Below are 26,444 nucleotides of genomic sequence, written 5' to 3'. Positions count from 1 at the left end.
CGACGTACGCCCTCGGGCGCAGACCGTATCGGAGCGGAGGAGCTGAGGAGGTGAAGGGCGAGGCGCTCGCCGACCGGGCCGAGGTCCGGGCGGCGGCGGCCCCGCCGCCCAACCGTGGGTGCGTACATCATCCGGCGCGTGGCCGCGGCGGTGATCCTGCTCTTTGTCGTAACGGCCATCACCTTCGCGATCTTCTTCCTGGTGCCACGGCTGGCCGGGGAGACCAGCACCCAGCTGGCGGCTCAGTACGTCGGCCGCGACCCCAGTCCTGAGGCGCTGGCCGCCGTCCAGAAGAACCTGGGCTTCGATCAGCCGCTGTACACGCAGTACTGGCAGTTCGTGCACGGAATCTTCGCCGGCCGCACGTTCCACTTCGGGCCGGACGCGTCCTACTGCCAGGTGCCCTGCTTCGGTTACTCGTTCAAGAGCCACCTGCCGGTATGGCCGCAGATCGTCGAACGCATCCCCGTGACACTGTCGCTGACCGTGGGTGCGGCGATCATCTGGCTGGTCACCGGTGTGGCGATCGGCGTGCTGTCTGCCCTCAAGCGCGGCTCGTTCTTCGATCGGCTCTCCATGGGCATCGCGCTGATGGGCGTCTCGCTTCCGATCTTCTTCACCGCGCTGGTTTCGCTCGCACTGTTCAGCTACAAGTGGCCGATCTTCCCGAACCTGCAGTATGTGCCCTTCACCACCGATCCGTTGCTTTGGGCGAAGAACCTCGTGCTGCCGTGGCTCACCCTCGCCTTCCTGTACTCGGCGCTGTACGCCAGGCTCACCCGGGCCGGCATGCTGGAGACGATGAGCGAGGACTTCATCCGTACCGCGCGGGCCAAGGGCCTCAGCGAACGGACGGTGGTCGTCCGGCACGGCCTGCGCGCCGCGCTCACCCCGATCCTCACGATCTTCGGCCTGGACATCGGTCTGCTGCTCGGCGGTGCTGTACTGACCGAGACCGCCTTCTCGCTGCCGGGAATCGGGCAGTACGCGGTGCAGGCGATCACCGACAACGACCTGCCGAAGATCATGGCCGTGACCACGCTGGCCGCGTTCTTCATCGTCGCGGCCAACCTCGTGGTGGACGTGCTCTACGTCGCTGTCGACCCCCGGGTGAGGTACTCATGAGTCGCAAACCTCCCGAGCAGCAGCCGACGTCGCCCCCGGTCGGCAGTGTCGAGGCCGGCCGCGGCGCCCCGTTCGGTCCCGGCTTTCTCCAGGTACGCGACCTGCGCATCCACTTCGACACCGACGACGGCCTGGTCAGAGCCGTGGACGGTATCTCCTTCGAGCTTGAGCGCGGCCGCACGCTGGGCATCGTGGGGGAGTCCGGCTCCGGCAAGTCGGTGACCTCGCTGGGCATCATGGGCCTGCACCGCACCCTCAACGCCAGGATCTCCGGCGAGATATGGCTCGACGACGAAGAACTCATCTCGGCGCCTCCCGACCGGGTGCGGCACTTGCGCGGCCACAAGATGGCGATGATCTTCCAGGACCCGCTGACCGCCATGCACCCCCTCTACACCATCGGGGCTCAGATCACCGAGGCCTACCAGGTGCACCATACGAAGGCGAGCGGCAAGGAGGCCCGGCTGCGGGCCGTGGAGATGCTCGACCGGGTGGGCATCCCGCAACCCGACACCCGAGTGGACGACTATCCGCACCAGTTCTCCGGCGGTATGCGCCAACGCGCCATGATCGCCATGGCCTTGGTCAACGACCCCGCGCTGCTGATCGCGGACGAGCCGACGACTGCCCTTGACGTCACCGTCCAGGCGCAGATCCTGGACCTCATCCGGGACCTGCAGAAGGAGTTCGGCTCCGCGGTGATCATCATCACCCACGACCTGGGTGTGGTGGCCGAGTTGGCCGACGAGATCCTGGTGATGTACGCCGGCAAGTGCGTGGAGAAGGGCTCGGCCAAGCAGTTGTTCACGGCGCCCGAGCATCCGTACACCTGGGGTCTGCTGGGCTCCATGCCGCGAATGGACCGCGCGATGCAGGAGCGGCTGCTCCCGATCGCCGGGAATCCGCCGAGCCTGATCAGGCTGCCGCGCGGCTGCGCGTTCCACCCGCGCTGCCCCTTTGCCGACCGCAACGGTGACAGGTCCCTTACGGAGGTCCCGGAGCTGACCGATGCATCGGGCGTCGGCCATCTTGTGGCCTGCCATCTGCCGCCCGAGGAACGTCGCCGGATCTTCACCGACGAAGTGGCGCCCCGGCTGTGAGGCCGCACGAAAGTGGCTGGAACGAAGGAAGTGGACCCATGGGACGCACGCAGACCACCCATAACGAGGCTCTGCTGAACGTCGAGGGGCTGGTGAAGCATTTCCCCATCACCCAGGGTCTGCTGCGCCGTCAGGTCGGCGCGGTGCGGGCGGTGGACGGCATCGATTTCAGTGTGCTGCCGGGGGAGACGCTGGGCGTGGTCGGCGAGTCGGGCTGCGGCAAGACCACGACCGGGCGGCTGATCATTCGGCTGATTGAGCCCACCGCCGGGAAGATCGAGTTTGAGGGGCATGACATCACCCACCTGTCCCGGGGCGCGATGCGGCCATTGCGCAAAGACATCCAGATGATCTTCCAGGACCCGTACTCCTCCCTCAACCCCCGGCACACCGTCGGCACGATCGTCGGTGCCCCCTTCCGGCTGCAGAAGGTGGAGACGGAGCACGGAGTGAAGCGCGCCGTCCAGGACCTGCTGGAGCTGTGCGGGCTCAGCCCCGAGCACTACAACCGCTACCCGCACGAGTTCTCCGGCGGGCAGCGGCAACGTATCGGCGTGGCCAGGGCGTTGGCGCTGCGGCCGAAGATGATCGTGGCGGACGAACCGGTATCGGCGCTGGACGTCTCCATCCAGGCGCAGGTGGTCAACCTGCTGGACGATCTGCAAGAGGAGCTGGGCCTCACCTACGTGATCATCGCGCACGATCTGTCGGTCATCCGGCACGTCTCCACGCGGGTGGCTGTGATGTACCTGGGGAAAGTGGTGGAGATCGGCGGCAAGGACTCGCTGTACAGCGGGCCCATGCACCCCTACACGGTGGCGCTGATGTCGGCGGTCCCCGTCCCGGACCCCGAGCGGCGCGTGAAACGCGAGCGGATCCTCCTCACCGGCGACGTACCCTCGCCCGTGAACCCGCCGCCGGCCTGCCGTTTCCACACCCGCTGCTGGAAGGCGCAGGAGATCTGCCGGATGGAGGAGCCGCCGCTGCGTGAGCTCAAGTCGGGACACCAGGTGGCCTGTCACTTCCCCGAGAACGTGTAGGGCGAAGCCGGCCAGTGCCACGACCGGGAGGGTCCGCTGAGAGCGGCCGAGCTGTTGCTCAGGATTCCGTGACTGACCGGTGCAGGATCCGTGCCAGCTCGCGCGGCTGCGAGAACATCGGCCAGTGGCCGGTGTCCATCGTGACCAGCCGCCAGTCCTTGCTGTTCAGCAGCTCGGCCACGTCGTCGGTCGGCTCGGGGCCGTCGAGCAGGCATTTGATGTACGTCGCCGGAAGCTCGCCGAGCGGGCGATCCAGCATGGCCGGTTCAGTCAGCGTGGCGCCCGGGTGCGGCGTCGAGCCGCCCACGATCCGCGCGATCTGCTCGCTGGTGAGGCCCTGGCCGGCGCAGTCGGCCGCGGTCAGAGGTGCCCAGAAGCCGCCGTTCTCGGCAGCTTCCAGTTTCGCCGGGCCCTGCCACCAGGTGGAGGCAACGACTCGCCTTCCGCCGGAACGTTGGAGTCGATGAACACCACGCGGGCCAGCCGGTCGCCGATCCGCTCGGCGGCCTGACCGACCGGGATGCCCGAGTAGCTGTGCCCGACCAGGACGACGTCGCGCAGATCGAGGCGTTCGACCTCGTCGACGATGTCCTGTACGTGGGTCTGCTGCCCGGCCGGCATGCCCTGCTTCTCGGCGAGGCCGGTCAGCGTCAGCGGGTGGGTGCCGTGCCCGGCTGCACTCAGCTCCGGCACCACCTCGTCCCACGCCCACGATCCGAGCCACGCGCCTGCAACGAGTACGAATTCCGTCATGATGGCAACGTAACGGAGGGGTCTGACATCCCGGTGTCGGCCGTCCTCCTTTCCTCGTCCCGGCTCCGCTGAAAACCAGGGCAGGAGCTCAGAGTTCCTTGCGCATGCAGGCCCGCGGGCAGCTGTCCAGGCCGTGTGCGGCCTCCGCGGTCCGGATCTCACGGAGTCCCGGCGTCCACTCCGCCTCGGGCAGCAGCCGGAATCCGAGCTTCTCGTAGTAGGGCCCGTTCCAGACCACCTCGGTGAACGTGGTGAGGGTCAGTGCTGACCTTTCCGGCGGCACGCTCGATGTCCTGCAGAATCGGCAGCTCCGCCGCTCTGGCAAACCGGATCACGGCTCTCCTTCGCAACGCCCGCGCTGCGCAGATTCAGGCCGAAGCGAACTGCGAAGGCTCAACGCACTGTTCCGGTGAGTGAAGCACGACGGTCCGCCTGCGTGAGCCTCATTGAACAGGCGCACAGGATGGCTGAGTTGTACAGGAAGGTATCGGACATCCATGGTTCGGGCGGTACACGCACTGAGGAGTTGCCCGCGCTGAAGGAGGTCCGGGCCAACCTCCGTGAGGAGGACCTTTGTCTCCACCGCCCGAGCTGCGGTGCACGACCTGTAGGTGCCGGGGAGGATGTTCCCCAGCTGACCGAACACCCGGGCCGCTCGGCGGCCGGAGCACAGCCGTCGGCCAGGACGCGTGGACGGAAGGATACGGCTGAATCCGGCAGGCCCGACGTGCGGGATCCTTGACCGCAGGTCCAGCCTCCACAATGCTGTTGTTGCGGCACATGAAGTGCGTGCCGTAATAGGCAACGCATTCCGTGGATTCGCATCAGTCGAGGAGTGGCCATGACGCACCAGGTCCGTGCTGTTGTCGCGCGGGGCAAGGGCGCCCCCGTCAGCCTGGAAACGATCATCGTGCCAGACCCCGGCCCGGGTGAGGCGCTGGTGAACATCGAGGCCTGCGGGGTCTGCCACACCGATCTGCACTATCGCGAGGGCGGCATCAACGACGACTTCCCCTTCCTGCTCGGCCATGAGGCCGCGGGCCGGGTCGAGGCGGTCGGCGAGGGTGTCACCGAGGTCGAGCCCGGCGACTTCGTCATCCTGAACTGGCGTGCGGTCTGCGGCCAGTGTCGTGCCTGTCGGCGCGGACGGCCCTGGTACTGCTTCAACACCCACAACGCCAAGCAGAAGATGACCCTCGCCGACGGCACCGAACTGTCCCCGGCCCTGGGCATCGGTGCCTTCGCCGAGAAGACGCTGGTGGCAGCCGGGCAGTGCACGAAGGTCGACGAGCGGGCGTCCGCCGCGGTCGCCGGGCTGCTGGGCTGCGGTGTGATGGCGGGCATCGGCGCAGCGATCAACACCGGCGGCGTCGGGCGCGGCGATTCCGTCGCGGTCATCGGCTGCGGCGGCGTGGGCGACGCGGCGATCGCCGGGTCCAGGCTCGCGGGCGCGGCGAAGATCATCGCGGTGGACATCGACGACCGGAAGCTGGCCACGGCGAAGAAGATCGGCGCCACCCACACGGTCAACTCCAAGGAGACCGACCCGGTCGAGGCGGTCCGCGAGCTCACAGGCGGATTCGGCGCGGACGTCGTCATCGAAGCTGTCGGCCGCCCCGAGACGTACAAGCAGGCCTTCTACGCCCGTGACCTCGCCGGGACCGTGGTCCTCGTCGGCGTCCCGACCCCGGAGATGAAGCTGGAGCTGCCGCTGCTGGACGTCTTCGGGCGCGGAGGAGCGCTCAAGTCGTCCTGGTACGGAGACTGCCTCCCGAGCCGCGACTTCCCGATGCTGATCGACCTCCATCTTCAGGGGCGCCTGGATCTGGACGCGTTCGTGACCGAGACGATCGCGCTCGACGATGTCGAGAAGGCCTTCGAGCGGATGCACCACGGCGACGTGCTGCGCTCGGTGGTGGTCTTCTGATGACCGCGCGCATCGACCGACTGGTCACCTCCGGCACGTTCTCCCTGGACGGCGGCACCTGGGACGTCGACAACAACGTGTGGATCGTCGGCGACGACCGCGAGGCGGTCGTCATCGACGCCGCGCACGACGCGGACGCCATCGAGGCGGCGCTGGACGGCCGTACGCTGCGCGCGATCGTCTGTACGCACGCGCACAACGACCACATCGACGCCGCCCCGGCGCTCGCCGACCGGACCGGCGCTCCGATTCTGCTGCACCCTGACGATCTGCCGCTGTGGAAGCAGACGCATCCCGAGCGGCTGCCCGACGGTGAACTGGCCCACGGCCAGATCGTCACGGTGGCGGGTGTCGATCTGACGGTGCTGCATACGCCCGGCCACGCTCCCGGAGCGGTCTGCCTGTACGCGCCCGCCCTGAAGGCCCTGTTCAGCGGTGACACGCTCTTCGCGGGCGGGCCGGGGGCGACGGGACGGTCGTACAGCCACTTCGGCACCATCATCGAGTCGATCCGGGACCGGCTGCTGGCCCTGCCGGACGACACCGTCGTGCACACCGGTCACGGGGACACGACCACCGTCGTCGCCGAGGCCCCGCATCTGCAGGAGTGGATCGACCGTGGGTTCTGACTGCGGGCACTGACCGCCCCCAACGGCGGTCTCGCCTCAGCATGCGCTGACGTTGACCGCGAGGCCGCCACGCGAGGTCTCCCTGTCGGCGCCGCGCGGGTCAGCCCTGCGTGGCGGGGCGGTAGAACTCCAGGGCGATGTTGTCCGGGTCCTTGAAGTTGAGATGGAGCCCGGACGGGTCCTCGACGATGCCGGAGTGCGCGATGTCCTGCTCGTCCAGCCGGGACTCCCAGGCCTCCAGCGCGGCCCGGTCGGCGACATGGAACGCGCAGTGGTCCAGCCCGACCCGTGCCGGGTCGAAGACGTCCGCCTGGTTCGTCGCCGCGTGCCTGCGGAAACCGACGACGAAGGCCGGGGAGGCGATGGCCACGAACGGGCCGAACTCGTCCTCCACATCGAGAACTGTCTGCGTGTCAAGCAAGCGGTTGTAGAACTCCGCGCTTCGTTTCACGTCGCTCACCGTCAGGGTGAGGTGTCCGATTCCCAGGGCCTCGGGCATGGACGTCACCTCCTCATGGTGGTGCGCTCTCACTTCCGATGTTACGCCGCGCGGAATCCCTTGTACGGTGCACGGGTCGTGCGGTGCGGTGACGAGGAGTCGGGCGCCTGCAGCGGCCCTACGGTGTGCGAGCTCGAGGGCTCCATACCCACTATGAACAGGTCGAAGACGCTGATGGCCATGTCGTTCCCTCCGCATCGGAAGTTGTGTACTGCGCACAGCGTTGCGTACAAAGAAACATGGAACAGGGGGTCGGCGTGTCCGGGGGATGCCTTGACACGGGCTTTGGGGGACTTCAAACTGGCGTTGCGCTAACCGCAATCCGTTTCGCTATATGCACCCGAGCATCAGAGGTGTCATGATGATTCCCGCGTGCCGTCTCGCGGATCTGCCGCGCGGCGAGGCCATCCGGCTCGACATCGATCCGCCCGTCTCGGTGTTCCACACCGACGACGGCGAAGTCTTCGCCATTGACGACACTTGCACCCACCAGGATGCGTCGCTCGCCGACGGATGGCTGGAGGGCTGCGAGGTCGAATGCCCGCTGCATGCCTCGAAGTTCGACCTCCGGACGGGGGCCGTCGACTCGCCGCCGGCCAAGCTCCCCGTGCGTACGCACGAGGTCCTGATCGATGACGGCATGATCTACGTCCAGCCGTCCACGGACGCGCCGAATCTGCCGCCCTGCATCGCAGCGCGGCTCGCCGGAGGTCCCGCGTGAGGACAGTGGCCGTCGTCGGCGCCTCGCTCGCCGGACTGTCGGCCGCACGCTCCCTGCGCAAGCAGGGCTACGACGGACGGCTGGTCGTGATCGGTGACGAGCCGCACCGCCCGTACGACAGGCCGCCGTTGTCCAAGGAGTTCCTCGCCGGCACGATCCGCGAAGCTGATCTCGCTCTGGAGACGGACGGCGAGGACCTGCAGGCGGAGTGGCTGCTCGGCGTGCGCGCCGCGGGATTCGACCCCGGTGACCGCGCCGTGCGGCTTGCGGACGGCCGGTCCGTCCGGGCTGACGGGATCGTCATCGCCACGGGTGCGACCGCGCGCATGCTGCCGGGCAGCGACGGTCTCGAAGGGGTGCACACGCTGCGGACTCTGGACGATGCCCGGGCCCTGCGGGCCGATCTGGCCCGCGGCGGGCGGCTGGTGGTGATCGGCGGTGGGTTCATCGGAGCCGAGGTCGCCTCGACCGCGTACGGCCTGGGACTTGACGTGACGGTCGTCGAGGCCGCGCCGACCCCCCTGGCAGGACCGCTCGGCGAGGTCATGGGAGGCGTCGTCTCCACGCTTCATGCGGACCACGGCGTACGCCTGCTGTGCGGGGTCGGCGTCAAAGGTCTGAGCGGGGAGGCCCGCGTCGAGGCGGTCCTGCTGGAGGACGGCCGCAGCATCCCGGCGGACACGGTCGTCGTCGGCGTGGGCGCCCGCCCGTGCGTCGAGTGGCTTCAGGGCTCCGGTGTCGCGCTGGGCGACGGCGTCACGTGCGGCGTGGACGGCCGCACCAGCATGTCCGGTGTGGTTGCGGTCGGCGACTGCGCCTCCTGGTACGACCCCGTCGCCGGGGTCCACCGTCGCGTCGAGCACTGGACCGGCGCGCGCGAACGGCCCGACGCGGCCGTGGCCGCGCTGCTCTCCGGCGGCGCGGCAACACCGGCGGTGCCCAAGCCGCCCTACTTCTGGTCGGATCAGTACGGCGTACGGATCCAGTTCGCCGGGCATTCCGCCGGCGCCGACAGTGTGACGGTCGAGGAGGGACTCCCGGACGACCGCAGCTTTCTGGCGGTCTACCGGCGGTCCGGGCAGCCCGTCGCGGTCCTCGGGATGAACCAGCCGCGCCTGTTCACCCGCTGGCGCAAGCAGCTCGCTGCCGCCACCCTCTGACGCCACTCGCGCGGCGTCACGCGCCACTACTCAGCACGCCATTCATGCATACCGCACTGCGCCGCTCGGACCCCTTCGTCCCCGGCGCGACGACCGACCGACGACGTCACCCCGCGAGGAGTGCCCAGTGACCTCGACCAGCCTGCCGGACAGCCTGATCGCCACCCTCCCCGGCTCCTACTACACCGATCCCGGGATCTTCGCCCAGGAGCAGGAGCACATCTTCGAGGCGATGTGGTTCTGCGTCGCGCGCTCCTCCGATCTGGCCGGGCCGGGCGCCTTCCGGACTGTCGAGGTGGGCCGCGAGAGCATCCTCGTCACCCGTGCCCGGGACAACTCGGTCCGCGCCTTCTTCAATGTCTGCAGGCACCGCGGCGCCAAGCTCTGCACGGAGGAGAGCGGCGAGGTCAAGCGCGCCTTCCAATGCCCGTACCACGCCTGGACCTACGACCTGACGGGCAAACTCGTCGCGGCTCCCAACCTCACCAAGATGCCGGACGTCGGCCGTGTCGAGTACGGCCTGGCGAATGTGGCCACGCGTGAGTGGCTGGGCTACGTCTGGGTCTGTCTGGCCGAGACCCCGCCCTCCTTCGAGGAGCAGGTCGTCGGAGACGTCGTCGCACGGCTCGGCGATGTGGAGTCGATCGAGCGCTACGACATGGACAGCCTCCAGGTCGGCAGGCGGATCGTCTACGACGTGAAGGCGAACTGGAAGCTCATCATCGAGAACTTCATGGAGTGCTACCACTGCGCCACGATCCACCCGGAACTGACCGAGGTGCTGCCGGAGTTCGCCGATGGCTATGCCGCGCAGTACTACGTCGGCCACGGCGCCGAATTCGGCGCGGAGGTCAAGGGCTTCACCGTGGACGGCTCCGAGGGCCTGGAGCGCATACCCGGGGTCGCCGAGGACCAGGACCGCCGCTACTACGCGATCACCGTCAGACCGCAGGTGTTCATCAATCTCGTCCCCGACCACGTGATCTTCCACCGGATGTACCCGGTCGCCGTCGACCGCACGATCGTCGAGTGCGACTGGCTCTACCTCAAGGACGTCGTGGACAGCGGCAGGGACGTCAGCCGGTCCGTCGAGCTCTTCGACCGGGTCAACCGGCAGGACTTCGACGCCTGCGAGCGCTGCCAGCCCGCCATGAGCTCCCGCCTGTACGCCAAGGGCGGCGTACTCGTACCCAGCGAGCACCACATCGGCCTGTTCCACGACTGGATCCAGGAGCGGCTCGGGTCCGCCTCCGGCGCGCCGGGTCAGCCCAGGTAGCCCATGCGGTGACTGATCTCTTCCGCGCCCTGGATCAGCACGGGGGCGACCTCGCGCATGCGCTCCTCGGTGAACCGGTACGAGGGCCCTGAGGCGCTCAGTGCCGCGATGACCTCTCCGTCCCGGGAGCGGACCGGCGCGGCCATGGCGTGCAGCCCGAGCTCCAGCTCCTCCAGGGTCCACGAGTAGCCGTGTTCTCGGGTTTCGGTGAGGCTCTTCTCGAGCTTCGTCTTCGCGGTCAGGGTGCGCGGGGTCATCTTCTTCAGGCCCGCATGCGCCAGGAGCTCGGCACGCTCCTTGGCGGGCATGTGCGCCAGCAGGACCTTGCCGCTGGAGGTGGCGTGCAGCGGGGTCAGCTGGCCGACCCAGTTGTGGGCCGCGACCGCCGCCGGGCCGCGCACCTGGAAGAGGTTGATCGCGAATTGTTCCTGCTTGACGGCGATGTTGACGGTCTCGCCGATCTCCTCGGCGAGGCGCTCGCAGACCGGGCGGCCCTGCTGTGTGATGTCGATGCGGCCCGTGACGGCACCGGCCAGGCGCACGATGCCGAAGCCGAGGCGGTATTTGCCGCGCTCGCCCGCCTGCTCCACCAGGCCGCGCGACTCCAGCGCGCCGAGCAGGCGGAAAGCGGTGGATTTGTGGACGTCGATCTCGGCCGCCACGTCACTGACGCCCGCCTCACCGTGCTGGGCAAGGATTTCCAGCACGCTGATGGCGCGGTCGACGGACTGGACCCCGCCGGGGTGCGAACCGGTCGTTTCGGTATCTGGACTGTAGTTGCTCACAGCGAAACTATACGCGCAGTAAACAACGACTGCGTGGAGAGGCGCGCAGCCCAACAAGTTGCGTTGCTCGCAACCTGGTGCGTATGGCGCTACTCGTACTAGCATGCCGGGCGTATCGAACGGCGCGATCGAGACGAGGCAGCCATGGCTCCCCTGCAGTACGACTTCGTCATCGTCGGCGGCGGATCGGCCGGCAGCGCACTGGCGAACCGGCTCTCCGCCGACCCGGGCAACCGCGTGCTGGTGCTGGAGGCCGGCCGACCCGACTATCCGTGGGACGTGTTCATCCACATGCCCGCGGCGCTGACCTACCCGATCGGCAGCCGCTTCTACGACTGGAAGTACGAATCCGAGCCGGAGCCCCACATGGGCGGCCGGCGCGTCTACCACGCCCGCGGCAAGGTGCTCGGCGGCTCCAGCAGCATCAACGGCATGATCTTCCAGCGCGGCAACCCCATGGACTACGAGCGGTGGGCGGCCGACCCGGGCATGGAGACCTGGGACTATGCCCACTGCCTGCCCTACTTCCAGCGCATGGAGAACTGCCTGGCGGCCGACCCCGACGACGAGTTCCGCGGCCACGACGGCCCTCTCGTCCTCGAACGCGGCCCGGCCTCCAGCCCGCTCTTCCCCGCCTTCCTGGAGGCCACCCAGGAGGCCGGCTATCCCCGCACCGACGACGTGAACGGCTACCGGCAGGAAGGCTTCGCCCCCTTCGACCGCAACGTCCACCGCGGACGCCGCCTCTCCGCATCGAAGGCGTACCTCAAGCCCGTGCGGCGGCGGCCGAATCTCACCGTCACGACCCGTGCCCTGGTCACCCGCGTGCTCTTCGAGGGCATGCGCGCCGTCGGTGTCGAGTACCGGCGTGGGCGTGGCGAGCCCCAGCAGGTCCGCGCCGGTGAGGTCATCCTCTGCGGCGGTGCGATCAACTCGCCGCAGCTGCTGCAGCTCTCCGGAGTCGGCAACGCCGGGGAACTGAGCGCGCTCGGCATCGACGTCGTCCACGACCTGCCCGGCGTCGGCGAGAACCTCCAGGACCACCTTGAGGTCTACATCCAGTACGCCTGCAAGCAGCCGGTCTCCATGCAGCCGTACATGGCGAAGTGGCGCGCTCCGTTCATCGGCCTGCAGTGGCTCTTCCGCAAGGGCCCTGCCGCCACGAATCACTTCGAGGCAGGCGGCTTCGCCCGCAGCAACGAGGACGTCGACTACCCCAACCTGATGTTCCACTTCCTGCCCGTCGCGGTCCGCTACGACGGCTCGTCGCCGTCGGGCGGACACGGCTACCAGGTGCACGTCGGACCCATGTACTCCGACGCCCTCGGCTCCGTCAAGATCAAGAGCAAGGACCCGCACGAGCACCCGGCCCTGCGCTTCAACTACCTGTCGACCGAACAGGACCGTCGCGAGTGGGTCGAGGCGATCCGGGTGACCCGCAAGCTGCTCAACCAGCCCGCGCTCGCCCCGTACAACGACGGGGAGATCTCACCGGGACCGTCGGTGGCGAGCGAGGAGGAGATTCTCGCCTGGGTCGCGAAGGAGGGCGAGACGGCCCTGCATCCCTCCTGCACCTGCAAGATGGGCACCGACGACCTGGCCGTCGTCGATCCCGCCAGCATGCGCGTGCACGGACTTGAGGGACTGCGCGTCGTGGACGCCTCGGTGATGCCCTATGTCACCAACGGCAACATCTACGCGCCGGTGATGATGATCGCCGAGAAGGCCGCCGACCTCATCCTGGGCAAGGACCCCCTGCCGCCCTCGAAGGCCACGTACTACCGGCACCGCGACGCCGCCGGATGACCGTGCTCCGTTCGCTGCTGCACCAGGTCCGCTACGAGGTGCTCCCCGCCAGGGCGACGCACGACAAGGTGCTCGCCCATGTGCCGCGCGACGTGGCGGTCACGGTCACCGCGTCGCCGGTCAAGGGTCTTGAACCGACCCTCGACCTCGCCACCCGGCTGGCCTCGCACGGCTATCGCACGGTGCCGCACCTGCCCGCGCGGCTGCTGCGGGACGGCGCCCACGTCGCGGAGGTCGTCCACCGGCTGCGCGAGGCGGGCGTGGACGACATCTTCGTGCCTGCCGGGGACTCCGATCAGCCCGCCGGCCCGTACGAGGGAGCGCTGCCCCTGCTGCGGCACCTCGCCGAGCTGGGCAGCCCCTTCGCCAGGGTCGGCATCACCGGCTACCCGGAGAGTCATCCGCTCATCGACGACGACATCACCGTCCAGGCGATGTGGGACAAGCACGCCCATGCGACGTACATAGTCAGCAACTTGTGCTTCGACGCGCGCGTACTGGGGGAGTGGGTGTCGCGGGTACGGCGGCGCGATGTCACACTCCCGGTGCACGTGGGTGTGGCCGGACCCGTCGAGCGTACGAAGCTGCTGGCGATGGCGGCGAAGATCGGTGTGGGGGAGTCGACGCGCTTCCTGGCCCGGCACGCCTCCTGGTTCCTGCGTTTCGCGGCGCCGGGCGGCTACGCGCCGGAGCGGCTGCTGCGGCGCAGTGCGCCCGTGCTGACCGCTTCGTCGTCGGCGGTGGCGGGCCTGCACCTGTTCACGTTCAACCAGATCGCCGAGACCGAGCGCTGGCGCCGCCGCATGCTCGACCGTCTCGGGGAGTGAGGCGAAGCGTGCATCGGCGGGCGGCCCGGGGTGCTCCGGCCGCCCGCCGATCGTGTACGAAACAGGCTCAGCGGAAGACGACGGTCCTGTTCCCGTCGACCATGACCCGGCTCTCGCTGTGCCACTTGACGGCGTGCGCCAGCACTTGCGCCTCCACGTCCCGCCCTACCGTGACCAGTTCGTCCGGGTCGAGCGAGTGGTCCACGCGGACCACGTCCTGCTCGATGATCTGCCCCTCGTCCAGGTCCGGCGTCACATAGTGCGCCGTGGCACCGACGAGCTTCACACCCCGGTCGTACGCCTGCCCGTACGGGCGTGCGCCCTTGAAACTGGGCAGGAAGGAGTGGTGGATGTTGATGGCCCGGCCCTCGAGCTGCTTGCACAGGTCGTCGGAGAGGATCTGCATGTAGCGGGCGAGCACCACCAGGTCGATGTCCAGCTCGCGCACCAGCTCCAGCAGACGTGCCTCGGCGTCGGCCTTGTTGTCCCTGGTCACCGGGATGTGGTGGAAGGGGATGCCGTAGGTGCCGGCCAGCTCCTCGAACTCCTCGTGGTTGGAGACGATTGCCGGGATCTCGATGTTGAGCGCGCCGGTGCGCCGGCGGAAGAGCAGGTCGTTGAGGCAGTGACCGAACTTCGACACCATGATGAGCGTGCGGGTGGGCGTCGAGGCGTCCCGCAGGGTCCACGAGATCCGGTACGCCTCTGCAACAGGGCCGAATCGGTCGCGCAGTTGTTTCACACCGGTGTCGGGGTCGGACACATCGAAGTGGACCCTCATGAAGAACCGGTCCTGAAGCCGGTCGTCGAACTGCTGGCTCTCCAGAATGTTGCCGGAGTTCCTGACCAGGTAGCCGCTCACGGCGTGCACCAGTCCGGCCTGGTCCGGGCACGAGAGGGTGAGGACGTATTCACGGCCAGGTTGCGGTCGAGGGGACATGCGCGGCCTCCGTCGATGCGTATTGCACAACACGGTGAGTGATACGCAACATGGTCAGTCCCTCGCGGGTCGTGGTCAAGAGAGTCGGGACAACTGGGTCTCGGGGCGCAATCGGCCTGTCTCGCCCTCTTGACGTGGGTCACACGTTCGGCCAAGGTGTTCCACCACAAGCAATGCAGTGCATGATGCGCAACGAACTTCGGTCGAAGGGCTCCGCTCGTGGCACACCTGTATGTGGACGGAGAATGGCGCGATGCGGTGGCCGGTGGCCACCGGGAGATTCTCTGCCCCGCAGATGGCACGCTTGCGGCGGTCGTGTCCGAAGGGACGCGGGCCGACACCGAAGCCGCGATCCGAGCGGCCCGCCGGGCTTTCGACGAAGGCCCCTGGCCGCGAACCCCCGAACGCGAGCGCGGCGCACTGCTGCTGCGCACCGCCGATCTGATCGAGCGCGACGCCAAGGACTTCGCCCGCGCCGAATCGCTGGACACCGGCAAGCGGCTGGTGGAGAGCGAGTACGACATCGCCGACGTGGTCTCCTGCTTCCGCTACTACGGCGGGATAGCCGGCACCAGCAGCGGCCGGGTGGTCGACACCGGACGCGACGACGCCGTCAGCCGCGTCACGTACGAGCCGGTCGGCGTGTGCGGGCTGATCACCCCGTGGAACTACCCGCTGCTCCAGGCGTCGTGGAAGGTCGCCCCAGCTCTGCTGGCCGGCAACACCGTCGTGGTGAAGCCGAGCGAGCTCACCCCCTCGACAACGGTCCTGCTGATGCGGGCACTTGAGGAGGCCGGTCTGCCGGCCGGCGCGGCCAACCTTGTGCTCGGCGCCGGTCCCGAGGTCGGCGCACCGCTGTCCGAAGACCCCGCCGTCGACATGATCTCCTTCACCGGGGGCCTGGACACCGGCCGAAGGATCATGGCCACGGCCGCCGCGACCGTGAAGAAGGTCGCCCTCGAACTGGGCGGCAAGAACCCCAACGTCGTCTTCGCCGACGCCGACTTCGAGACGGCTGTGGACTTCGCTCTCACGGCCGTCTTCCTGCACTCGGGGCAGGTCTGCTCGGCAGGCGCCCGCCTGATCGTCGAGGACTCCCTCCACGACGCCTTCGTCGACGAGGTCGTGAGGCGTGCCGGGCTCATCCGGCTCGGCGGCCCCTTCGATCCCGAGGCCGACACGGGACCGCTGGTCTCCGCACAGCACCGGGCGAAGGTCGAGGCCTATGTCGCAGCGGGCCTCGCCGAGGGCGCCGTACTGCGCTGCGGCGGCAGCCGCCCAGATGACCCCGCGCTCGCGAATGGCCACTACTACCCGCCGACCGTGCTCGACGAGTGCAGCCAGGACATGCGCGTGGTCCATGAGGAGTCCTTCGGCCCCGTGCTGACCGTCGAGCGCTTCAGCGGCGAGGACGACGCCGTACGCATCGCCAATGACACCGAGTACGGGCTCGCCGGAGCCGTATGGACGCAGGACGCAGGCAAGGCCCAGCGGGTCGCCGGGCGGCTGCGCCACGGCACTGTGTGGATCAACGACTACCACCCCTATGTACCGCAGGCCGAATGGGGTGGCTTCGGGCACTCGGGCGTGGGCCGGGAACTGGGGCCGACGGGCCTGGACGAATACCGCGAGCCCAAGCACATCTGGCAGAACATCCAACCCCGGCCGCAGCACTGGTTCCGCGGCTGAATGCCGAAGAGAGGTCGATCGTGACCCCAACACAGACTGAACTGCCGCAGCGGCGCGGCATGTCCAAGGACCAGGACACGCCCCCGGTCGTTTCCGTGCGCGGGCTGTGGAAGGTGTTCGGGCCCAAGGCCGACCAGGTGCCGGATTCCGAGGAGCTGTGCGGGCTCACGCGCCGCGAGCTCATGGACCGCACGGGATGCACCGCCGCCGTACGGGATGTGAGCTTCGACGTGTCGCCCGGCGAGGTGTTCGTCGTGATGGGCCTGTCCGGCTCCGGGAAGTCCACGTTGGTGCGATGTCTCACCCGGCTGATCGAACCCACCGCGGGCGAAGTCAACTTCGAGGGCGAGGATATCCGCGGCGCTGACGCCAGACGGCTGCGCGAGCTGCGGCGCCGCAAGTTCTCCATGGTCTTCCAGCACTTCGGCCTGCTGCCGCACCGCCGGGTCGTCGACAACGTCTCGTACGGCCTGGAGATCCGCGGCATGGGCAAGGCAGAGCGCGCCAAGCGGGCCATGGAGGTCGTCGAACTCGTCGGCCTCGCCGGATACGAGAACTCCTATCCAGACCAGCTCTCCGGCGGTATGCAGCAGCGCGTCGGTCTTGCCCGTGCGCTCGCCGGCGATCCGGACGTGCTCTTCTTCGACGAGCCGTTCTCCGCGCTCGACCCGCTGATCCGCCGCGACATGCAGAACGAGGTCATCCGCCTGCACCACGAGGTCGGCAAGACGATGGTGTTCATCACCCACGACCTGTCCGAGGCGCTCAAGCTCGGCGACCGCATCCTCATCATGCGCGACGGCAAGATGGTCCAGTGCGGCACGGGTGACGAACTGGTCGGCGCGCCCGCCGACGACTATGTCCGCGAGTTCGTCAAGGACGTGTCCCGCGCCGAAGTCCTCACCCTGCGCTGGATCATGCGCGAGCCCGAGCCCGGCGACGCCCTCGACGGCCCGGAGCTGGGCCCGGACGTCGTGGTGCGCGAGGCGACGCGGGCGGTGCTCGCCGCCGACCGGCCGGTCAAGGTCGTCCAGGACGGCAAGCTGCTGGGCATCGTCGGCGACGAGGAGATCCTCGCAGTCGTCGCCGGGCAGGAAGGCGGCGCGTGATGGCTGTCGCCGCCGGGACGGCCGCCCCTGTCGCGGCCGCGCGCCGAGTCAGCCGCCGCGTCGTGGTGGCCGCGATCGTAATCGCCTGGCTCGTGCTGTTCGCAGCCCTGCGCGGGAGGCAGACGCTGGCGCTGGCGGCGGCCGATCTGACGGACCTGCACCGCTGGTTCAACTCGGTCAACGACAGCATCGGTGCGAACCGCAACAGCAACCCGCTCTTCCTCTACTTCTTCAACGAGATCCGACTGGTCATCGACAACCTCGTCACCTTCATCCAGTCGCTGATCTCCCAGCCACAGGGCGGGCGTCCGGTACCCGTCATCGGCTGGCTGGGCGTCGTCGCCCTCACCGGCTATGTCTCCTGGGCCGTCGGGAACATCCGCGTCGCGGCCTTGGCCGTGGCCGGGTTCGTCTTCTTCGGGCTGCAGGGACTGTGGCAGGAGAGCATGGACACCCTCGCCCTGACCCTGTCGGCGGTCTTCGTCTCGCTGCTCATCGGCATCCCGCTCGGCATCTGGGCCGGTCTCTCCGACCGGGTGAACCGCACCATCACGCCGTTCCTGGACTTCATGCAGACGATGCCGACCTTCGTCTACCTGGCTCCACTCACCCTGTTCTTCCTCATCGGCCCGGCATCCGCCACGATCGCCACGCTCATCTACGCGGCGCCACCCGCCATACGCATCACCGCGCACGCCATCCGCTCGGTGCCCGCCACCACGGTCGAGGCCGCCGAGTCACTGGGATCAACCCGGAAGCAGACGCTCACCAAGGTGCTGCTGCCCATGTCCAAGCGGACCGTCGTGATGGGCGTCAACCAGACCATCATGGCCGCGCTGTCCATGGTCACCATCGCCGCCCTGATCGACGCGCCCGGACTGGGCAAGACGGTCGTCAAGGCGCTGCAGACCCTCGACGTCGGTGTCGCCTTCAACGCCGGCCTCGCGATCGTCGTCATGGCCATCGTGCTGGATCGGGTGACGACTGCGGCGGGTGACCGCGTGGAGGCCGCGAGGAAGCGCGGTGCCGGGCGGTTCACGAAGTGGCGCCGTCCCCTGCTGCTGGCCGGCGGCGCGGCGGCCGCGGTGTGCGTGTGGCTGTCCCACACCTATGTGTGGGCAGCCCAGTTCCCCGGCGACGGCGCAGTCGGCGGCGAGATCGCGCGCACGGCGGACTCGGTCACCCAGTGGACGCAGGACACCTTCGGCGGACTGACCAACGGAACCCGGGATCTGATCACCACAGCGCTGCTCAACCCCTTCGAGACGCTGCTCACCGAATCCCCCTGGTGGCTGGTCGGCGTGGTCCTCGTCGCCGTCGGCGCCGTGCTCGGCGGATGGCGCGCGGGTGTGACGGCTGCGATCTGCGTGGCCCTGCTCGTCGGGACCGGGGTGTGGTCGGACAGCATGACGACGCTGGCCTCCACGGCGGTGGCGACTCTGATCGTGATGCTGCTCGGCGTCGTGGTCGGTGTCTGGATGGGCCGCAGTCCGCTGGCCGACCGCCTGATCAGACCCAGCCTCGACGCGGGCCAGACCATGCCCTCGTTCGTCTATCTGGTGCCGTTCCTGGCGCTGTTCGGTGCCACTCGATTTACGGCGATCATCGCCGCGGTCGTCTTCGCGGCCCCCGTGACGATCAAGATCATCGCGGACGGCGTGCGAGCGGTGCCCCAGACCACGGTGGAGGCCGCCACGGCAGCCGGGTCCAGCACCTGGCAGATCATCACCAAGGTCCAGCTCCCCATGTCACGCAGCGCCCTGACCCTCGCTACCAACCAGGGACTGATCTACGTCCTGTCCATGGTGGTCGTGGGCGGTCTCGTCGGTGCGGGCGCCCTGGGCTACGACGTCGTAGCCGGTTTCTCCCAGGGCGAGTTGTACGGCAAGGGCCTCGCAGCGGGCCTGGCCATCGTTCTGCTCGGGGTCATGTTCGACCGGATAACCCAGGCAGCGGCACGGCGCACGACGAGGGCGCCCGGCGCCCGCTAGGCCGGCCACACCTCAGCGGCCACAGGAAAAGCACAGGAGGCAGTACATGATCGGGAACTTCATCACCCAGTCACGGCCCGCGAGACGGCGGGCCGCGGTGGCCGGTCTTGCGGCGCTGGGCCTGGCCGCTGTCACCGCCTGCAGCGGTGCCAAGGTGGGTGACTCGGGATCGGACAAGGCGGGGGGCGACTCTGGCAAGTGCGGCACGTTCAACCTCGCGGTCAACCCCTGGGTCGGATACGAGGCCAACGCGGCGGTCATCGCGTATGTCGCCGAGAACGACCTCAAGTGTCAGGTGACCAAGAAGGACCTCAAGGAAGAGGTCGCCTGGCAGGGATTCGGCACCGGTGAAGTGGACGCCGTCGTCGAGAACTGGGGCCACGACGACCTGAAGAAGAAGTACATCACCGACCAGAAGACCGCGGTCGTGGCCGGGGCGACGGGCAACAAGGGTGTCATCGGCTGGTTCGTGCCGCCGTGGCTGGCCAAGGAGCACCCGGACATCACCGACTGGAAGAACCTCAATAAATACGCCGCCAATTTCAAGACGTCCGAGTCGGGTGCCAAGGGCCAGTTCCTGGACGGCGATCCGTCGTTCGTCACGAACGACGCCGCACTGGTGAAGAATCTGAAACTTGACTACAAGGTCGTCTACGGCGGCAGCGAGGCGGCGCTCATCCAGGCGTTCAGGCAGGCCGAGGCCAAGAAGAGCTGGGTGATCGGGTACTTCTACGCACCGCAGTGGTTCCTGTCGGAGATCGAGCTTGCGAAGGTGAATCTGCCGCCGTACAAGGCAGGCTGTGACGCGGACGCGGCGAAGGTCGCCTGCGACTACCCCGACTACGAGCTGGACAAGATCGTCAGCAAGAAGTTCGCCGACTCGGGCAGCCCTGCCTATGACCTCGTCAAGAACTTCACCTGGACCAACTCGGACCAGAACCTCGTGGCCAAGTACATCGCCGAGGACAAGATGACGCCGGAGGCGGCGGCCAAGAAGTGGGTGGACGCCAACCGCGACAAGGTCGATTTCTGGCTCAAGAAGAGCTGATCCACAAGAGGGGCCGCGAACCACTGACCGTGCCCGGCGGGCTGCCGTGACAGCCCGCCGGGCACGGCTCTTTTTTGCCCCGGTTACGGCCGTGAAGGCCCCTTGACACCCACCCTCGGCGACCGGCATCGTGAGTTGCGCAACCTGAAGCATGTTGCGCTGACAGCAACTGAACTGCTTAAAGGCGGAGGTGCGGCGATGGCGGGACCCCGAGTGGTCATCATCGGAGCGGGCGTCGTGGGAGCGGCGCTTGCCGACGAACTGTCCTCCGCAGGCTGGAGCGACATCACGGTCGTCGACCAGGGGCCCCTTCCCGCCACCGGCGGGTCCTCGTCCCACGCTCCGGGGCTGGTCTTCCAGACGAACGCCTCGAAGACCATGACCGAGCTCGCCCGCTACACCGTCGAGAAGCTCTGCAGCCTCGACGTCGACGGACAGCCCTGTTTCCTCCAGGTCGGCGGACTCGAGGTGGCCACCACCCCCGAGCGCCTGACCGAGCTCCAGCGCCGCCACGGCTGGGTCACCGCATGGGGCATCGAATCCCGGCTGCTGAGCCCCGAGGAGTGCATCGAACTGCACCCGCTGGTTGACCGCGGGCGCGTCCTCGGCGGCCTCCTGGTCCCCACTGACGGCCTGGCCAAGGCGGTGCTCGCCGTCGAGGCGCAGATCCGGCGGGCCACCGGGCGCGGCGTGCGCTTCCTCGCCCGCCACGAAGTCCTCGACGTCGTACACAGCGAGGGCGAGGTCAGCGCGGTCGTCACCGACCAGGGTGAGATCCCCGCCGACATCGTTGTGTGCTGTGCCGGGATCTGGGGCCCGAAGATCGCCCGCATGGTCGGCATGAACCTGCCGCTGACCCCGCTCGCCCACCAGCTCGCCTGGACCGGCCCCGTCCCCGCGCTGGAGGGCCAGGCCGAGGAGGCCGTCCGCCCGATCCTGCGCCACCAGGACGCGGACCTGTACTACCGCGACCGCTTCGACCGCATCGGCATCGGCTACTACGGCCACCGGCCCATGCCCGTCGACGCTGAGGACATCGCCTCGGTCGACGAGGCCGAGCAGATGCCCTCGGTCCTGAAGTTCACCGAGGACGACTTCGCCGACGCCTGGACCGAGACTCAGGCCCTGCTGCCCGCGACCCGTGAGGCGAAGATCGAAGAGGGCATCAACGGGCTCTTCTCCTTCACCACCGACGGCCTGCCGCTGCTGGGCGAATCACCGGACGTCAAGGGCTTCTGGGTCGCCGAGGCCGTGTGGGTCACCCACTCCGCCGGCGTCGCCCGCGCGGTGGCCGAATGGCTCGTCGACGGCCACTGCTCGTCCTTCGATCTGCACGAGTGCGACGTCAACCGCTTCGAGCCGCACCAGCTCTCCCCGGAGTACGTCCTCGCCCGCGACTGCCAGAACTTCGTCGAGGTCTACGACATCCTTCACCCCCTCGAGCCGGCCGGCGCTCCACGGCCCCTGCGTACCAGCCCCTTCTACGCCCGCCAGCAGGAACTCGGCGCCTTCTTCCTGGAGGCCACCGGCTGGGAGCGGCCCCAGTGGTACCAAGCCAACGCCCCGCTCGTCGAGGGCCGTTCCATCCCCACCCCGAACGACTGGGCAGCGCGCTACTGGTCGCCCATCGTCGGCGCAGAGGCCCAGACCACGCGCGAGACCGTCGCGATGTACGACATGACCGCGCTCAAGCGCCTGGAGGTCACCGGTCGCGGCGCCGCCGCCTTCCTCCAGCGGCTTTCCACCGGCAACGTCGACAAGTCGGTCGGCTCGGTGACGTACACCCTGCTCCTCGACGAAGACGGCGGCATCCGCAGCGACATCACCGTCGCCCGTCTCAGCCGCGACCACTTCCAGGTTGGCGCCAACGGCAACCTGGACCTCGACTGGTTCGGCCGGCACCTGCCGGCGGACGGGTCGGTCCAGGTACGCGACATCACCGCAGGCACCTGCTGCATCGGCCTGTGGGGCCCGCTGGCCCGCGAGGTACTCCAGCCCCTCGCCGACTCGGACTTCTCCAACGACGGTCTGAAGTACTTCCGCGCCAAGCGCGCCCACATCGGCTCCGTCCCCGTCACCGCGATGCGCCTGTCGTACGTCGGCGAACGCGGCTGGGAGCTGTACACCACCGCCGACATGGGCGTGAAGCTGTGGGACACCCTGTGGCAGGCCGCCCAGCCCCTCGGCGGCATCGCCGCCGGCCGCGGCGCCTTCAACAGCCTGCGTCTGGAGAAGGGTTACCGCTCCTTCGGCACCGACATGACCTATGAGCACGACCCCTACGAGGCGGGCGTCGGCTTCGCCGTCAAGCTCGACAAGGACGACTTCATCGGCAAGGCCGCGCTGGAGCGCCGCAAGGCCGATGTGCGGCGCCGCCTCACCTGTCTGACCATCGACGACCCGCAGGCCGTGGTCATGGGCAAGGAGCCGGTGTACGACGGGCGCCGCCCGGTCGGCTATGTCACCAGTGCCGCGTACGGCTACACGATCGGCAAGGGCATCGCCTACGCGTGGCTGCCCGCCGAGCTCGCCACGACGGGCACCACCTTGCACATCGGCTACTTCGACCAGCGCGTCGAAGCGGTCGTCGCCGACGAGCCGCTGTTCGACCCGTCCATGTCCCGCCTGCGCGGCTGAGCCCCCATCCGTATGAAGAGGAGCACCGTGACCGCCAAAGTCCTCGACGGACGCCGTACCGCGGCCGCGATTCGCGCCGAGCTCGCCGAACGCGTCGCCAAGCTGGCCGCGCGGGGAATCACTCCGGGCCTCGGCACGGTACTGGTCGGCGACGACCCCGGCAGTCGCGCGTACGTCGCCGGCAAGCACCGCGACTGCGAACAGGCCGGGATCGCCTCCATGCGGCACGAACTGCCCGCCGACGCGACGCAGGACCAGGTGGAGGCCGTCATCGACGAGCTCAACGCCGACCCCGCCTGCACCGGCTACATCGTCCAACTGCCGCTGCCCCGGGGCTTGGACGCCAACGCGGTACTGGAGCGCATGGACCCGGCCAAGGACGCCGACGGCCTGCACCCCGTCAGCCTCGGCCGCCTTGCGCTCGGGGTCGAGGCCCCGCTGCCCTGCACCCCGCGCGGCATCGTGGAACTGCTGCGCCGCCACGACGTCCCCCTCGCCGGAGCGCGGGTGTGCGTCATCGGGCGGGGCATCACCGTCGGGAGGCCGATCGGAATGCTGCTCACCCGCAGGTCCGAGAACGCCACCGTGACCCTGTGCCACACCGGGACCAAGGGGCTCGCCTGGCATGTACGTGAGGCGGACATCGTCATCGCGGCCGCCGGATCGCCTGGACTGATCACCCCTGAGATGCTGCGGCCCGGTGCCGTCGTACTCGACGTCGGTATCACGCGCACCGACGAGGGACTGATCGGCGACGTGCATCCAGATGCCGTCACGGTCGCCGGATGGGTCGCGCCCATGCCCGGCGGCGTAGGACCCATGACGCGGGCGATGCTGCTCGCCAATGTCGTTGAGGCCGCCGAGAGGAACGCCGCATGAACACCCTGAACGCGCCGCTCGCCGAGCTGGACCCGGAGGTTCACGCCGCCGTCGCCGCGGAGCTGGACCGCCAGCAGTCCACCCTGGAGATGATCGCGTCGGAGAACTTCGCCCCCTCGGCGGTCATGGAGGCCCAGGGTTCGGTCCTGACGAACAAGTACGCCGAGGGCTACCCCGGTCGCCGCTACTACGGCGGCTGTGAACACGTCGATGTGACCGAGCGGCTGGCCATCGAGCGGATCAAGTCCCTCTTCGGCGCCGGATTCGCCAATGTGCAGCCGCACTCGGGCGCCCAGGCGAACACCGCCGTCTTCTTCGCCCTGCTGCAGCCCGGTGACACCGTCATCGGCCTCGACCTCGCGCACGGCGGGCACCTCACCCACGGCATGCGCATCAACTACAGCGGCAAGATGTTCAATGTCGTGCCCTACCACGTGGACGAGACCGACAGCCTGGTCGACATGGACGAGGTGGAGCGGCTCGCCAAGGAGCACAGCCCCAAGATGATCATCGCGGGCTGGTCGGCGTATCCCCGGCAGCTGGACTTCGCGGCCTTCCGGCGGATCGCCGACGAGGTGGGTGCGTATCTGATGGTCGACATGGCCCACTTCGCGGGCCTGGTGGCCGCCGGGCTGCACCCCAGTCCCGTACCGCACGCCCATGTCACCACCACGACCACCCACAAGACGCTCGGCGGCCCGCGCGGTGGAGTCATCCTCACCAATGACGCCGACCTCGCCAAGAAGATCAACTCGGCGGTGTTCCCCGGAATGCAGGGCGGACCGCTGGAGCATGTCATCGCCGCGAAGGCGGTGTCGTTCAAGCTCGCCGCCGCACCGGAGTTCGCCGAACGGCAGGCCCGCACACTGGCCGGTGCCCGCCTCCTCGCTCAGCGGCTGACCCGGCCCGACGCGGCCGCGGCCGGAGTGAGCGTGCTGACCGGCGGCACTGACGTCCATCTGGTCCTGGTCGACCTCAGGAAGTCGGAGCTCGACGGGAAGCAGGCGGAAGACCTGCTCCACGCCATCGGCATCACGGTCAACCGCAACGCCGTTCCCTTCGACCCACGTCCGCCCATGGTCACCTCGGGGCTGCGCATCGGCACCCCCGCACTGGCCACCCGCGGCTTCACCGAAGAGGATTTTCGCGAAGTGGCCGATGTGATCGCGCTCGCCCTCCAGCCCGCGCCCGATGTCGCCGAACTCAGGGCCCGTACGCAGGCGCTGGCCGCCAAGCACCCGCTCTACCCGCACCTTTCAGGAGCCGCCCGATGAGCCCCCGCACCCCGGGTGCCGACCTCCCCGAGCACCCCGACTGGCTCTGGCGCACGCCCGAGCCGAAGCGTTCGTACGACGTGGTGATCGTGGGCGGCGGCGGACACGGTCTCGCGACCGCCCACTACCTGGCGAAGAACCACGGCATCACCAATGTGGCCGTGCTGGAGAAGGGCTGGCTCGCGGGCGGCAACATGGCCCGCAACACCACCATCATCCGTTCCAACTATCTGTGGGACGAGAGCGCCGGAATCTACGAGCACGCCCTCAAACTGTGGGAAGGGCTGGCGGACGAACTCGACTACCCGATCCTCTTCTCCCAGCGCGGTGTGCTGAACCTCGCCCACGGCCTGCAGGACGTCCGCGACAGCGTGCGCCGCGTCGAGGCCAACCGGCTCAACGGTGTCGACGCCGAATGGCTGGACCCGCAGCAGGTCAAGGACGTCTGTCCCATCGTCAACATCTCGCCCGACGTGCGGTACCCGGTGATGGGCGGCACCTACCAGCCGCGGGCCGGTATCGCCAAGCACGATCACGTCGCCTGGGGACTGGCGCGTTCCGCCGACGCCGCCGGCATCGACATCATCCAGAACTGCGAAGTCACCGGCATCGACATCCAGGGCGGTCGGGTCGTCGGGGTGCAGACCACGCTCGGCCCCATCGCCGCAGGCAAGGTGGCGCTCTGCTCGGCCGGTCACACCTCGGTGCTGGCCGCCATGGCGGGCTTCGAGCTGCCGCTGCAGAGCCACCCGCTGCAGGCGCTGGTCTCCGAGCTCCTGGAGCCGGTGCACCCCACGGTCGTGATGTCCAACGCCGTGCATGTGTACGTCAGCCAGGCCCACAAGGGGGAACTGGTGATGGGCGCGGGCATCGACGCGTACAACGCCTACACCCAGCGCGGCGCCTTCCACATCATCGAGCATCAGATGGCGGCCGCCCTGGAGCTCTTCCCGGTCTTCGCCCGAGCCCATGTGCTGCGTACCTGGGGCGGCATCGTCGACGTCAGCCCCGACGCCTCGCCCATCATCGGGCTCAGCCCGGTCGACAACCTCTACCTCAACTGCGGCTGGGGGACCGGCGGGTTCAAAGCCACCCCGGGCGTCGGCTGGGTCTACGCCCACACCATCGCCCACGACACGCCCCACCACCTCAACGCCCCCTTCTCGCTCGACCGATTCACCACCGGCGCGCTCGTCGACGAGCACGGCGCGGCCGCGGTGGCCCACTAG

General features: G+C 68.6%; 21 protein-coding genes and 3 pseudogenes. 18 read left to right on the top strand and 6 right to left on the bottom strand.

What is annotated here, in order from left to right; translation table 11 throughout:
- The first annotated feature begins 114 nt into the window (after positions 1-114).
- Genes ABZS64_RS13875 through ABZS64_RS13865 form a run of 3 tightly spaced genes read left to right on the top strand, consistent with a single transcriptional unit; the run spans position 115 to position 3,265 of the window.
- Positions 115-1,125: an ABC transporter permease gene (locus ABZS64_RS13875; protein ID WP_355827840.1), complete on the top strand. Its 1,011-nt coding sequence runs from the start codon at positions 115-117 to the stop codon at positions 1,123-1,125.
- Positions 1,122-2,225, top strand: coding sequence for an ABC transporter ATP-binding protein (locus ABZS64_RS13870; RefSeq protein WP_355827837.1), 1,104 nt, complete (start codon positions 1,122-1,124; stop codon positions 2,223-2,225). Before ABZS64_RS13875 ends, ABZS64_RS13870 begins: the two co-directional genes overlap by 4 nt.
- Positions 2,226-2,263: 38 nt before the next feature.
- The gene (locus ABZS64_RS13865; protein ID WP_355827834.1) at positions 2,264-3,265 is read left to right on the top strand and encodes a dipeptide ABC transporter ATP-binding protein; all 1,002 of its coding nucleotides are present in this window, start codon (positions 2,264-2,266) and stop codon (positions 3,263-3,265) included.
- 58 nt (positions 3,266-3,323) lie between these two features.
- Here ABZS64_RS13865 and ABZS64_RS13860 read toward each other — a convergent pair.
- Both ABZS64_RS13860 and ABZS64_RS13855 read right to left on the bottom strand, forming a co-directional pair.
- Positions 3,324-4,018, bottom strand: a pseudogene (locus ABZS64_RS13860) (alpha/beta hydrolase).
- An 88-nt stretch (positions 4,019-4,106) separates the two neighbouring features.
- Positions 4,107-4,286: pseudogene (locus ABZS64_RS13855) on the bottom strand (GNAT family N-acetyltransferase); the annotation flags it as partial.
- A gap of 573 nt (positions 4,287-4,859) precedes the next feature.
- On the opposite strand from ABZS64_RS13855, the gene ABZS64_RS13850 reads away from it, so the two are divergent.
- Positions 4,860-5,945 (top strand): S-(hydroxymethyl)mycothiol dehydrogenase, encoded by a 1,086-nt coding sequence (locus ABZS64_RS13850; protein ID WP_355827831.1) that lies wholly within the window; start codon positions 4,860-4,862, stop codon positions 5,943-5,945.
- Positions 5,945-6,574, top strand: a complete 630-nt coding sequence (locus tag ABZS64_RS13845) for an MBL fold metallo-hydrolase (protein ID WP_355827828.1) — start codon at positions 5,945-5,947, stop codon at positions 6,572-6,574. Before ABZS64_RS13850 ends, ABZS64_RS13845 begins: the two co-directional genes overlap by 1 nt.
- Positions 6,575-6,674: 100 nt before the next feature.
- On the opposite strand, the gene ABZS64_RS13840 is transcribed toward ABZS64_RS13845, so the two are convergent.
- Both ABZS64_RS13840 and ABZS64_RS13835 read right to left on the bottom strand, forming a co-directional pair.
- Positions 6,675-7,073 (bottom strand): VOC family protein, encoded by a 399-nt coding sequence (locus ABZS64_RS13840; protein WP_355827826.1) that lies wholly within the window; start codon positions 7,071-7,073, stop codon positions 6,675-6,677.
- A 104-nt stretch (positions 7,074-7,177) separates the two neighbouring features.
- Positions 7,178-7,255: pseudogene (locus ABZS64_RS13835) on the bottom strand (serine dehydratase beta chain); the annotation flags it as partial.
- Between the two features lie 176 nt (positions 7,256-7,431).
- Here ABZS64_RS13835 and ABZS64_RS13830 point away from each other — a divergent pair.
- From ABZS64_RS13830 to ABZS64_RS13820, 3 genes are all read left to right on the top strand, one after another.
- Positions 7,432-7,794, top strand: coding sequence for a bifunctional 3-phenylpropionate/cinnamic acid dioxygenase ferredoxin subunit (locus tag ABZS64_RS13830; protein ID WP_355827823.1), 363 nt, complete (start codon positions 7,432-7,434; stop codon positions 7,792-7,794).
- A complete protein-coding gene (locus tag ABZS64_RS13825; protein ID WP_355827820.1) occupies positions 7,791-8,954 on the top strand; it encodes an FAD-dependent oxidoreductase in 1,164 nt (387 codons plus the stop codon). The genes ABZS64_RS13830 and ABZS64_RS13825 overlap by 4 nt, the downstream gene beginning before the upstream one ends.
- Before the next feature lie 127 nt (positions 8,955-9,081).
- Positions 9,082-10,230 (top strand): aromatic ring-hydroxylating dioxygenase subunit alpha, encoded by a 1,149-nt coding sequence (locus tag ABZS64_RS13820; protein WP_355827817.1) that lies wholly within the window; start codon positions 9,082-9,084, stop codon positions 10,228-10,230.
- Here the strand turns inward: ABZS64_RS13820 and ABZS64_RS13815 are convergent.
- A complete protein-coding gene (locus ABZS64_RS13815) occupies positions 10,218-11,015 on the bottom strand; it encodes an IclR family transcriptional regulator (RefSeq protein ID WP_355827814.1) in 798 nt (265 codons plus the stop codon). The genes ABZS64_RS13820 and ABZS64_RS13815 overlap by 13 nt on opposite strands.
- A 144-nt stretch (positions 11,016-11,159) precedes the next feature.
- On the opposite strand from ABZS64_RS13815, the gene betA reads away from it, so the two are divergent.
- Complete coding sequence (betA, locus tag ABZS64_RS13810) at positions 11,160-12,821, top strand: choline dehydrogenase (RefSeq protein ID WP_355827811.1); 1,662 nt, start codon at positions 11,160-11,162, stop codon at positions 12,819-12,821.
- Complete coding sequence (locus ABZS64_RS13805) at positions 12,818-13,648, top strand: methylenetetrahydrofolate reductase (protein WP_355827807.1); 831 nt, start codon at positions 12,818-12,820, stop codon at positions 13,646-13,648. The genes betA and ABZS64_RS13805 overlap by 4 nt, the downstream gene beginning before the upstream one ends.
- Before the next feature lie 67 nt (positions 13,649-13,715).
- On the opposite strand, the gene purU is transcribed toward ABZS64_RS13805, so the two are convergent.
- Positions 13,716-14,588, bottom strand: coding sequence for a formyltetrahydrofolate deformylase (purU, locus tag ABZS64_RS13800; RefSeq protein WP_355827804.1), 873 nt, complete (start codon positions 14,586-14,588; stop codon positions 13,716-13,718).
- A 219-nt stretch (positions 14,589-14,807) separates the two neighbouring features.
- Between purU and ABZS64_RS13795 the strand changes: the two genes are divergently transcribed.
- From ABZS64_RS13795 to ABZS64_RS13760, 8 genes are all read left to right on the top strand, one after another.
- Positions 14,808-16,277 (top strand): aldehyde dehydrogenase family protein, encoded by a 1,470-nt coding sequence (locus ABZS64_RS13795; protein WP_355827801.1) that lies wholly within the window; start codon positions 14,808-14,810, stop codon positions 16,275-16,277.
- A 20-nt stretch (positions 16,278-16,297) separates the two neighbouring features.
- Entirely contained in the window at positions 16,298-17,386 is a 1,089-nt protein-coding gene (locus tag ABZS64_RS13790; protein ID WP_355827799.1) for a glycine betaine/L-proline ABC transporter ATP-binding protein, read from the top strand.
- Entirely contained in the window at positions 17,386-19,377 is a 1,992-nt protein-coding gene (locus ABZS64_RS13785) for an ABC transporter permease subunit (protein ID WP_355827796.1), read from the top strand. The genes ABZS64_RS13790 and ABZS64_RS13785 overlap by 1 nt, the downstream gene beginning before the upstream one ends.
- A 46-nt stretch (positions 19,378-19,423) precedes the next feature.
- Positions 19,424-20,425 carry an ABC transporter substrate-binding protein gene (locus ABZS64_RS13780; protein WP_355827793.1) on the top strand — a complete coding sequence of 334 codons (1,002 nt, stop codon included), beginning with the start codon at positions 19,424-19,426 and terminating at the stop codon, positions 20,423-20,425.
- A 198-nt stretch (positions 20,426-20,623) separates the two neighbouring features.
- Positions 20,624-23,062, top strand: a complete 2,439-nt coding sequence (locus tag ABZS64_RS13775) for an FAD-dependent oxidoreductase (RefSeq protein WP_355827791.1) — start codon at positions 20,624-20,626, stop codon at positions 23,060-23,062.
- A gap of 27 nt (positions 23,063-23,089) precedes the next feature.
- Complete coding sequence (locus ABZS64_RS13770) at positions 23,090-23,941, top strand: bifunctional methylenetetrahydrofolate dehydrogenase/methenyltetrahydrofolate cyclohydrolase (RefSeq protein ID WP_355827789.1); 852 nt, start codon at positions 23,090-23,092, stop codon at positions 23,939-23,941.
- Positions 23,938-25,215, top strand: coding sequence for a serine hydroxymethyltransferase (glyA, locus tag ABZS64_RS13765; RefSeq protein ID WP_355827786.1), 1,278 nt, complete (start codon positions 23,938-23,940; stop codon positions 25,213-25,215). The genes ABZS64_RS13770 and glyA overlap by 4 nt, the downstream gene beginning before the upstream one ends.
- Complete coding sequence (locus tag ABZS64_RS13760) at positions 25,212-26,444, top strand: sarcosine oxidase subunit beta family protein (protein WP_355827783.1); 1,233 nt, start codon at positions 25,212-25,214, stop codon at positions 26,442-26,444. The genes glyA and ABZS64_RS13760 overlap by 4 nt, the downstream gene beginning before the upstream one ends.

It is taken from the genome of Streptomyces sp. NPDC005408, assembly GCF_040606445.1.
Lineage (GTDB): Bacteria > Actinomycetota > Actinomycetes > Streptomycetales > Streptomycetaceae > Streptomyces.
The sequence above is the reverse complement of the archived record's forward strand: the minus strand, read 5'-3'. Positions and strand labels throughout refer to the sequence as shown.

What these genes read in the sequence shown, in the direction of transcription:
- ABZS64_RS13870 (WP_355827837.1), top strand. Translation starts at nt 1,122, where the DNA reads ATGAGTCGCAAACCTCCCGAGCAGCAGCCGACGTCGCCCCCGGTCGGC.
- ABZS64_RS13865 (WP_355827834.1), top strand. Translation starts at nt 2,264, where the DNA reads ATGGGACGCACGCAGACCACCCATAACGAGGCTCTGCTGAACGTCGAG.
- ABZS64_RS13850 (WP_355827831.1), top strand. Translation starts at nt 4,860, where the DNA reads ATGACGCACCAGGTCCGTGCTGTTGTCGCGCGGGGCAAGGGCGCCCCC.
- ABZS64_RS13845 (WP_355827828.1), top strand. Translation starts at nt 5,945, where the DNA reads ATGACCGCGCGCATCGACCGACTGGTCACCTCCGGCACGTTCTCCCTG.
- ABZS64_RS13840 (WP_355827826.1), bottom strand. Translation starts at nt 7,073, where the DNA reads ATGCCCGAGGCCCTGGGAATCGGACACCTCACCCTGACGGTGAGCGAC.
- ABZS64_RS13830 (WP_355827823.1), top strand. Translation starts at nt 7,432, where the DNA reads ATGATGATTCCCGCGTGCCGTCTCGCGGATCTGCCGCGCGGCGAGGCC.
- betA (WP_355827811.1), top strand. Translation starts at nt 11,160, where the DNA reads ATGGCTCCCCTGCAGTACGACTTCGTCATCGTCGGCGGCGGATCGGCC.
- ABZS64_RS13805 (WP_355827807.1), top strand. Translation starts at nt 12,818, where the DNA reads ATGACCGTGCTCCGTTCGCTGCTGCACCAGGTCCGCTACGAGGTGCTC.
- purU (WP_355827804.1), bottom strand. Translation starts at nt 14,588, where the DNA reads ATGTCCCCTCGACCGCAACCTGGCCGTGAATACGTCCTCACCCTCTCG.
- ABZS64_RS13785 (WP_355827796.1), top strand. Translation starts at nt 17,386, where the DNA reads ATGGCTGTCGCCGCCGGGACGGCCGCCCCTGTCGCGGCCGCGCGCCGA.
- ABZS64_RS13780 (WP_355827793.1), top strand. Translation starts at nt 19,424, where the DNA reads ATGATCGGGAACTTCATCACCCAGTCACGGCCCGCGAGACGGCGGGCC.
- ABZS64_RS13775 (WP_355827791.1), top strand. Translation starts at nt 20,624, where the DNA reads ATGGCGGGACCCCGAGTGGTCATCATCGGAGCGGGCGTCGTGGGAGCG.
- glyA (WP_355827786.1), top strand. Translation starts at nt 23,938, where the DNA reads ATGAACACCCTGAACGCGCCGCTCGCCGAGCTGGACCCGGAGGTTCAC.
- ABZS64_RS13760 (WP_355827783.1), top strand. Translation starts at nt 25,212, where the DNA reads ATGAGCCCCCGCACCCCGGGTGCCGACCTCCCCGAGCACCCCGACTGG.